Consider the following 9412-nt stretch of genomic DNA (forward strand, 5'->3'; position numbering starts at 1 on the left):
GTCCCGGCAGCCGTCACCGGCCGCCGCCGGGCAGCGCCCCCGACATCTGCAGCAGGTCGAGGAACCCGTCGATGCCGGGCGGTACGGGCCAGTCGAGGTGCCGCATCATCGCGAGGTCGGTGGCGGCGCGGGCGGCCACGTCCGGCACGCCCGCGTCCACGGCCTTCGCCAGGACCACCCAGCCCGCCTCCCAGCGGGGTCGGGTGAGGTCGCTCTGGATGGCGGCGACCACCGCGATGAGGAACGCCAGTTGCCTGTCTCCCCGGTCGGGCAGGGCGAAGGCCTCGGGGTCGGCGAGGACGCGGTCCGGGTCGGGCAGGTCGAGGTGTTCGAGGTACGACAGCAGCTCCAGCCCCGAGCCGTCCCCGACGGCACCGGTGAGCGCGGCGGCCAGCGCCTCCCGGCCGGCGCCGGCCGCGTATCCGGTGGCGAGCAGCTTGAGCGCCATCTCCCAGGTACGGGGAGATGGCCACGACCGGCCGCGGCTCCCGGCGTCGCCGGGGATGTGGTGGACGAGACCGGGCCGGGCCGTGAGGAAGCCGGATATCGCACCGCGGGCCCGCGCGACCGCGCCCGGCACCTTGGCGGCGCCGACGACGGGCACGGTCACTTCGGGCCAGGTTCCGGCCAGGCCGCGGGCGACGGTCCGGGGATCGTGGGTCCATTCGAGGTGGACGAACCGGTTGGCGAGCGGCGGGCTGAGGTGCCAGCCGTCGGCCGCGCTGGAGGGCGGGTTGGCCGCGGCGACGATGCGTACGGCCTCCGGCAGGACCAGGCTGCCCACGCGTCGTTCGAGCACCACGCGCAGCAGAGCCGCCTGCACGGCGGGCGGCGCGGAGGAGAGTTCGTCGAAGAAGAGCAGGCCCTGCCCGGCCTTGGCGAGACGGACCGCCCAGTCCGGCGGGGCCATCGGGACGCCGGTCGCGGCCGGGTCGTCACCGACGATGGGGAGTCCCGCGAAGTCGGAGGGTTCGTGCACGCTGGCGATGACCGTCTCCAGCGGCAGGCCGAGCCCGCCGGCGAGCTGTTCCAGGGCGGCCGACTTGCCGATGCCCGGTTCTCCCCAGAGCAGGACGGGCTGATTGGCCGTCACGGCCAGTGCAAGCGCCTCCAGTTGAGGGTTCGCGGCGGGTTCCGTGCGGTGCGTACGCAGCCTGCGGTTGAGGTCGTCCGCAGCCGCCAGCGGGCCGGACGGCGCCGTGGGGGCGGTCACGTCGGTGCTCACAGGGGCAGCCTCTCCTCGTCGGCGGGCTCGTCTTCTCGGGCGGTATCGTCCCCGTCGGCGGGCTCGTCCACATCCGCTGGTTCGTCCTCGTCCGCGGGCTCGTGGGGTGCGAACACGTCAGCAGCCACGTCAGGGGTCAACTCGCCGTCAGTCACGTCGGGTTCGAATTCGTCCTCGGGCTCGTCGGGCTCGTCGGCGTAGTCGTCCGCCTCCTCCTCCATCCATTCGTCCCACCAGTCGGCGCCGATGCCGGGGTGCTCCGTCTGGACGCGCTTCTGCAGGAAGGCCAGGTCGCGCCGCTTGTAGCGGCGGACGATCTGGGCGAGCGACAGCTCCGACTCGTCGACCACGTCGAGCCGTGCGCCGGCGGCGACGAGCGCCTTGACCAGCGCCTTCGAACCGAGGTCGTTCACCGCCACGTACAGCGGGGTGCGTTCTCGCTGGTCGCGTGCCTCGAGGTCGAGCCCGGCCGCCAGCAGTCGCGGCAGGAGCGGCTCATGGTCGAGGAGGTTCAACAGGTGCAGCAGCGTACGGCCCTTGGGGTCCCGGACACGCGGATCGACACCGGCGTCGAGGAGTTCGAGCACGCCGGAGGTGTCGCCGTGCTGGCAGCGCAGGAACAGGTCGTTGCGCTGTGCCCGCAGTGCCTTCGGCAGGCGGCCGTCTCCGGAGGTCCACGTCTGTTCCATGGCGAAGCATCCGGCGACGGCGCCGCCGAAGGCGCGCAGGGCGCGCTCGCGCTGCTGTTCCGCGTCGGTGTGCGGCATGGACAGCAGGCCGCCGGGACGGAAGGCCACCTCGTGCCATTCCCCGCGACACCTGACCCGCACCGGTTCGGGGGCCGTCGGCCCCGGTGGGCCGGCCGGGGATGCCGCGACGGGGAGCGCGGGGAACAGTGCCTCGCGGACGAGCGGGTGGAGATGTTCCGCGGCGATGCCCCCGGCGCGCATGAGGTCGAGGTCGGGGAGCCTGCGCCACAGTGCCTCGGCGAGCACCGGGACGCCCTTGAACTCGTCCCGGTCGACGGCTCGCATCAGCAGTCCGCCGCCGGCCGCGGGCTCCAGGAGGATGTAGGTCCGCCAGTGGGCGGCGACGACGAAGCGGTCGCCGACGCCCTCGGCCGTCAGCCGGCGGATCTCCGGCTCCAGACGGGTGTGGTCGAGCGCGGTGCCTTCCAGGAGCTGTTCCAGGTCGACCTGGTACCAGCGCGAGTTCTCGATGGGTGTCAGGTCCGCCTCGATGCCGGCGGCGGCGAGGGCTGCCCGTGTCTCGCCCTTCTGGTGCAGCAGCGTGGCCCACTCGGACCGTGCGGCCGGGTCGCTCGCGCCGGGATCGGCCGTGGGCAGTTCGTCGGAGCCGCGCGGGGTGGCGTCGGCGTGGAAGAACGGCGGCCGGTCGCTCCCGCCGCAGCGTTCGAGCAGTTCGGCGGTGTTCCGTACGTCCCACAGGTGGCGCGCGTACCGCCAGTCCTCGGTGCCCGGCCCGAAGACTCCCGCGGCCCGCTCGGCCTCGACCGTGCCGAACCGCAGGGTGATCCGCTGCGGCCCTTCGACCATCGCGGGGGTGGTGATGTGCAAGTAGGGCGTGGTCAGGCGGTCTTCGTCGGCGGCCTTGGGCCGGTAGCGCGCGAGAACGACCGTCCGGTCCGTGGCGAGGGTGGTCCGCCCGCCGAGTATGCGCGGCAGATGCCAGCGCAGCAGGTCGGGGGCGAGGTGGCGGAGGTCGTCCTCCAGGGCCGTGGCGACGTCGTCGCCGCAGTGCTCGGCCACTTCGGACAGGGTGAAGTCGACGTCGACGTTCGCCGCCGCGCAGGCTCCCCGCCAGTCACCGGCCAGCCGGGAGGCGGCGGCGCGTTCGATCATCCGGCGGGGCACCGCGTACCGGCGGATGCGGCGCCGGCTCGACGCCTCGTCGGCGGGGAAGCAGCGGAGTTCGCCACGGGGGCTCAACGGTAGACGCTCCCTATCGCGCGCAGGTCGGGGTGCGCCCTGCCGACGGGCCGCAGGCGCTGGGTGAAGGACCGCTTCACCTTGCGGGGCAGGCCGGGGCCCAGACCGACGTATTCGAGACGCGAGTTGTCGGGCACGGCGGCCAGCAGGGTCTTCGCGCCCCGTCCGGTCAGGCCGGTGTGGCACAACTCCAGTCTGCGCAGCGGGCTTCCGGGGAGGGCGGCGGCCAGCGCGTGGGCGCCTTCGTCGCCGGTGGTGTTGGCGGGGGCGCCGAGGCTGCGCTCCGACAGCGGCCGTCCGAGGTCCAGTGCCTCGATGCCGCCGAGGGAGTCGGCGAGGGCGCGGGCACCGGCGGGGCCGATGCCGTTGCCGCCGAGGCCGAGGCGTACGGGCCGGGTGGGGTCGGCGGCTGCCGCGAGGATCGCGGCGCCCTCGTCTCCGAGGTGGTTGGCGGGGAGGTACAGCTCGCGTACGCCCGCGTCGCGGATCAACGCCGCCAGGAGCGGGGCGGCTTCGGCGGTCAGGCCGTTGCCGCCGAGGAAGAGGCGTTCCACGGGGCTGGGCCGGTCGATGAGGGTTGCGCACAGGGTGCCCAGCCCGTCGGTGGACAGTGCGGTGTTGACCAGGTCGAGGGTGCGCAGTGTGGTGTTGCGGCGGAGCATCGCGGCGAGGGCGCGGGCTCCGTGGTCGCCCACCGGGTTGCGCTTGAGCCACAGGGCGTGGACGGTGGTGTCCGTCGTCAGCGCGGCGGCGAGCGCGTCGACTCCCTCGGGGCCGATGCGGTTGCAGCCGAGGTAGAGCGTGTGCAGGCCGTGGTCGCCCGCGAGCGCGTCGGCGACCGTGCGGGCTCCCTCGTCGCCGATGGCGTTGGTGCCGAGGAGGACGTGCGCGGCGTGCGGGGAGCTGGCCGCCACGGGCATGAGCCGGGCGGCCCCGCCGGGACCGAGTCCCTGCTTGCACAGGTCGACGCGCCCGTCGGCGCGCACCGTGCCGAGCGGGAACGTCTCGTCGGTCTCGACCGGGCGGGCGGACCGCAGCCGGGCGAGCAGCGGTTCCAGGGCGGCGGGCTCGCTGATCGGGATGTCGGGATGCTCGATCGCGGGGCAGCGTACGGGCGTCGGCTGCGTCATCACCACTCCACCGGTCCATCGCCGGTGCCCGGCGCGCGGAGAGCGGCATCGCTCTCCGCCCTCCGGGGGTGAACCGACGCCAATCGACATTCCTCCACGAAAAGGGTGGCAAGACCGGCCGGATTCGAACCGACGTCCTCCAGCTCGATGCTTGGGCGCGACGACCTCTGCGCTACAGCCTTGCCACGGTGATCATAACCACCGCCGCGTCCGCGCCGACACCCGGTCGGCCCAATCCGTGGACGTCCAGGCCGGGTGGAGGATGTGCGACTGCCGGCCGGGTCCGAACCACTCGGCTACGCCTTCCCGTTGAGGAAGCTGTCGAGCGCTGTGGTGAGTTCGGCCGGCTTCTCCACGGGCAGTTCGTGGCCCGCGTCCACGATCCGCACCACGGCGTCCGGGTAGGCCTTCGCCATCCGGAGCATCTGGGAGACGGGCAGTTGGATGTCGTGGTAGCCGTGGATCAGGAGGGTGGGGGTGCGGATCTCGCCGAGGCGGTCCAGGACGTCGAAGGCCCGCATGGCGCCGTAGCAGGTCATGACGACCTCGCGGGGCGTGTCGCCCGAGGCGCGGACGTACTCGCGGATCTTCTCGCGCGGGTAGCCGGGGGCGAAGGCCCGCTGGATGTTCGCGGCCACGAACAGCTTGAACGGCACCTTGGTCGAGACCGCCATCAGCAGTCCCCTCCCCCGGCTGTACGTCATCCTGCTGATCGAGTTCACCAGCACCAGCCGCTCGACCCGCTCGGGGTGGGCGAGCGTCAGGGTCTGCGCGATCATCCCGCCCATCGAGTGGCCGACGAGGACGAACCGGTCGAGCTCCAGGTGGTCGAGGACGGCGAGTACGTCGTCGGCCAGCTCGGCCACGGTTCGCCGGCCCGACCCCTGGCTCTCCCCGTGCCCGCGCAGGTCCAGCCGGACGACCCGTCGCTTCTGGGCGAAGTGCTCCATCTGGTGGTCCCAGCGGTGCCGGTCGGCGGTCCAGCCGTGGATGAACACCAGGGGCACACCGTCGCCGTCGCGGGGGCCCTCGTCGTCGTACGTCAGCGCGGCGCCGTCGACTTCGAGCTGCGGCATGCTGCCTCCTGGGTGCGGTCTGGTTACTGGTCGGTACGGTAACGGGCGACGGGGCCCGCCGTCACCGTCGTTCGCCGAGGAATTCGAGGATGTGGCCGAAGACGTCGAGGGCGGCACCCCGGCCCAGGAACGTGTCGAGGTGACCGTAGGCGGGAATCTCGGTGTACGACACGTCCAGCTCGGGTCGGCGGTGTGCCAGCACCTCGTGGCACAGCCGCTGCGAGTCCAGCCACAGTCCGTTCTCGCTGCCCGCGAGCAGCAGCACCGGCGTGTCGATGCGGGCCGCCGCGTCCAGCGCGTTCGGCGGCAGCGCCCGGTAGCGGTGGTCGGTGTCGTGCCAGCGGACGACGCTGCGGGCCAGTTCGATCCGGCGCAGGTGCGGCAGGATCCACAGCGGGGCCGGTCCGAGGAGTTCGGCGAGCCGGTCGTGCGTGGCGTCGGACAGGTTCTCGTGCAGGAACAGCGAAGCCCCCGAGCCCCAGGCCGAGTTGTGGAGGATCTGACAGGTCGGGTCCGGGCAGGCCGCCCCGCGGGACGCCAGTGCGAACAGCGGCGTGTACCTCGACCGGAGACCCACCTTGCGGAAGTCGACCGGGATGTGGTCGATCCGGCTCTTCAACAGTTCGCCCGCCACCGTCATCCGCAGCGAGGTCCGTCCCGCGAGCTTGGGCGTCAGGAACACGCCCTGGGAGACGACGCCCGCGAGCCCGGGCACCAGTCCCGCCGTCATGCTCATCGACAGGGCGAGGGAACCGATGCAGTGGGCGACCACGAACAGCGGCCGGTCACCGATGCGTTCGCGGATGCGGGCGACGGCGTCGGGGATGTCGTGGAGGGCGACATCGTCGTACGTGTACCTCTGGCCGGTCTCGTTGTAGGGCAGCCGGCAGCTGCCGCGCCAGTCGAGCAGCCAGGGTTCGTAGCCGTCGTCGAGCAGGACGTCGACCAGATTGCGGGTCTCGGGCAGCAGGAACATGTCGGCGGACGCGGTGTGGCCGTGCAGGAGCAGCACGGCGGGCCGGTCCCGCTCCCCGCTGTCGATGCGGGTGAGACCGAGACGTACGCCGTCCCCGGCCCGGAAGGGGATCTCCTCGACGCGTGACGGGTCGAGCCGATGGCGCAGCGGGCGCAGGGCCGTGCCGGTCCTGACCTTGCGGATCGGCTGCCTGTACCGGGAGTTGGCGGTTCTGAGGATCATCGGTGACGCTCCGAGGGGGTCGGGGTGCGGCGCAGGTCGAGGAGGTCCGCGGTGGCGCGGGCGAAGGGGCCGAGCAGGCCGCGGCCCATCTCCATGCCGAACCAGGCGAGCCAGGTCAGCTTGGCGGCGCGCTTCTCCCGCCCGGTCAGTCGCGGGTCGACCTTGATGCCGTCGATCTGGTCGCGCACGTAGCTGTCCGCGGGCACGACGAGTTCACCGGCGAGACAGGCCGGTTCGCCCTCGCGGCCGATCTCGACGCTCAGCGCGCGGGTCTGCCGCCACACGTCTCGACGGGCGCGGGCGTACTTGTGCCCCTCCAGCCACCAACGGTCGCCGCCCGTGTCGACCAACGTCAGCCGGTAGCGCAGGAGTTGGTGGCGCATCCCGTGCCGCTGCGGTATGCCCTCCTCGGGGCGGACCCAGACGTCACCGCGTTCCACGACCAGCGGCGCGGGATGGACCGCGGCGCACACCAGCTCACCGCTGACGTCCACCCGGCGCTCCTTCACCAATTGGTACATGCTGGCGATGGAGAGGGTGAGAGCCATCGAGCAGGGAGTGTCGGTGGCGGCGCCGGCCGGGCCCACCGCGCCTTCGGTGGTCTCGGAGAACCACAGGTAGGGCTGGTCGTCCTTGTGGGGAATCCGGGCGAGACCGTCCTGGGCGAGCCGTTCGAACGTCGTGAGCTGAGCCTGGGCGTCGTAGCGGGCCGCGGGACTCAGTCCCAGGGCTTCGACGAGCGCGGCGGTGCGTTCGCCGGTCGCCGCGGGCCCCTTCAGGGTCGCCTCGCACAGCTTGAGTGCCGTGGGACTGCGCAACACCCGGGTGAGGAATTCGAGTTCGGGAACGGGGTCGGCTTCCAGTCGGGCCAGGACGTCGGTGCGCCACTCGTCCCAGTCCTGTACGCGCACGTGCATTCCGCCGAACGCCATGTCCCGTACGACGTCGTCGAGGGTGTTGGGTACGCCGGTCAGGTTGTAGTCGAAGCCCCAGGCGTCGGGTTCGCAGATGACGGCGGCCGCGACCCGGCTCACCCAGTCCACCGGGGCCGCGTTCAGGCAGTGGAAGGCGGGAACGGTGCGGAAGCGGCCGAAGGCGGCGATGAGGCCGCTGCTGAGGTCCTGCGGGTTGTGCGCGCCCGTCCGGGTGTGGCCTCCGATGCCTCCCGGGCGCATGGCGGTGACGATCAGACCGTGGTCGCGGGCCCGCCGCAGGGCGACCTCGGCGGCCCATTTCGTCTGGTCGTAGCCCGCGACGAGACGGTCGACGTGGGCAAGCGGGTCGTCCTCGCCCATGGAGGTGATGCCGACCTCGTTGAAGACCGCGATCGAGGAGATGTGGTGCAGCGGTTTGGGCGGGCCGGTGGCCGCGAGTTCCGCGAGGGTCAGCGCGCCGATGACGTTGCTCTGCCGCAGCGACTGGTAGCCGCGCAGGAAGTCCACGGCCGCCGCCACGCCCACGACGCTGTCCAGTTCGTGGGCGAGTCTGTTCCAGACCTCGTCGGACAGGCCGAGGCGCGGTCGCCTGATGTCACCGGGGAGCACCGTCACCCGGCGGCGGATCTCCGCGGACCAGGGCAGACGGTGGCCCTTCAGCGCCTCGCCGAGACGGGCCGTGGCCGCCTCCTCGTCGGCCGCGCGCACGAGGCAGTGGACGTGCGCGTCGCTGTGTCTGAGCAGATCCAGGAGCAGGTGGCTGCCGAGGAATCCGGTGGCGCCGGTGAGCAGGATGCGGCGGGGGGCCGCGGGCTCGGGCGATCCGGTCCAGGGCAGGCGGTCGGCGAGGGCGAGGTCGGCCAGGATCTGGTCGAGGTCCTCGGGACGGGCCGTGGCGTACGGGGTGTCGCCACCGGTGGTCCGAGCCGTGACCGTCGTCGCGGGCGCGGCGACGGTCGTATTGCTCACCGGGACGGGGACTCGTGTGTCCGGCGAGGCCGAGACCTGTTGGTCGGCCGGGGTCGGGGTCGGGGTCGGGATCTGGGTCCATGCGGCCGTCGAAGTGGCCGTCGCGGTAACCGGCCCGCCCGGGGACGAGAGCGCCGCCGTGGCGCCCGCGGTGGTCAGCCAGCGCCGGGCGAGGCTTCGCGGTCGGGCGTCGGCGAACACCTCGTCCAGGTCGATCTCCATGCCCAGCTCGTCCTCGAGCGCCGCGACGAGTTCCACGGCGCCCACGGAGGTGCCGCCGGCGTCGAAGAAATCGGCGTCGGGTGAGAGCTCTCCTCCGGGGACGAACCGAGCGGCCGCCGCGGCCACGACGGCGGCCAGACCGTCCACGTCGGGGGCGACGGCGGCGGGCGGGGCGAACGCGTCGGTCAGGGCCGGCGCCACGGGCGAGGCGGGCGCGGCAATCGCGGCGGGCGGGGCCACCGTGGCGGGCAGGGCGGGCGAGGCCACCGCGACGGACGGGGCGAGCGGAGATACCACCCCGTGATCCAGTGCGACGCCAGCACCCGACGTGGCGGTGGCCGCCCCGGTCCCCGCCTCCGGATCAGCGCCGGTCTCTGCCGCCGTGGTGCCGGTTCCGGTCGCCGTCGTACTGGTAGCGGTCGCCGCCGCACCGGTTCCGGTCGCCGTCCCACCGGCTCCGGTCGCCTTCACCCCGGCGGCGGTCCCCGTCGTGCCGGTTCCTGTCGCCGCCGCACGGGTTGCTGGAGCCGTCGCCCCGGTGGCGGTCGGTGCCGTGCCGGTCCCTGTCGCCGGCGACGCCGCGGCCTCTCCGATCCTGGCCAGCAGGGCTTCCACGCTCGGCCCGGCGTCACCCCTTTCGATCGCCTCGGCAGTCGCCCGCTGTCCGCCGTACGGCGCCGCGGTCTCGTTCACTTCACGCATAAGGGC

6 protein-coding genes and 1 tRNA gene are annotated in these 9412 nt (G+C 73.0%); all 7 read right to left on the minus strand.

What is annotated here, in order from left to right:
• Window positions 1–13: 13 nt before the first annotated feature.
• The 7 genes from ACFYYF_RS33265 to ACFYYF_RS33295 all read right to left on the minus strand — a co-directional run bounded on the left by ACFYYF_RS33265 (window position 14) and on the right by ACFYYF_RS33295 (window position 9406).
• On the minus strand, window positions 14–1225 hold the full coding sequence (locus tag ACFYYF_RS33265; RefSeq protein WP_388781184.1) for a sigma 54-interacting transcriptional regulator: 1212 nt from the start codon (window positions 1223–1225) through the stop codon (window positions 14–16).
• On the minus strand, window positions 1222–3174 hold the full coding sequence (locus ACFYYF_RS33270) for an ankyrin repeat domain-containing protein (RefSeq protein ID WP_388781186.1): 1953 nt from the start codon (window positions 3172–3174) through the stop codon (window positions 1222–1224). The genes ACFYYF_RS33265 and ACFYYF_RS33270 overlap by 4 nt, the downstream gene beginning before the upstream one ends.
• Window positions 3171–4304, minus strand: a complete 1134-nt coding sequence (locus tag ACFYYF_RS33275; protein ID WP_388781188.1) for a gala protein — start codon at window positions 4302–4304, stop codon at window positions 3171–3173. The genes ACFYYF_RS33270 and ACFYYF_RS33275 overlap by 4 nt, the downstream gene beginning before the upstream one ends.
• A 106-nt stretch (window positions 4305–4410) precedes the next feature.
• Window positions 4411–4486, minus strand: a tRNA-Arg gene (locus tag ACFYYF_RS33280).
• 114 nt (window positions 4487–4600) lie between these two features.
• Complete coding sequence (locus ACFYYF_RS33285; protein ID WP_388781190.1) at window positions 4601–5380, minus strand: alpha/beta fold hydrolase; 780 nt, start codon at window positions 5378–5380, stop codon at window positions 4601–4603.
• Between the two features lie 61 nt (window positions 5381–5441).
• Window positions 5442–6578, minus strand: a complete 1137-nt coding sequence (locus tag ACFYYF_RS33290) for an alpha/beta hydrolase (RefSeq protein WP_388781192.1) — start codon at window positions 6576–6578, stop codon at window positions 5442–5444.
• On the minus strand, window positions 6575–9406 hold the full coding sequence (locus ACFYYF_RS33295) for a thioester reductase domain-containing protein (RefSeq protein WP_388781194.1): 2832 nt from the start codon (window positions 9404–9406) through the stop codon (window positions 6575–6577). Before ACFYYF_RS33295 ends, ACFYYF_RS33290 begins: the two co-directional genes overlap by 4 nt.
• Window positions 9407–9412 lie beyond the last annotated feature (6 nt).

Origin of the sequence: Streptomyces sp. NPDC001914, from assembly GCF_042891215.1 — a bacterium.
In the GTDB taxonomy this organism is placed as follows: Bacteria; Actinomycetota; Actinomycetes; order Streptomycetales; family Streptomycetaceae; genus Streptomyces.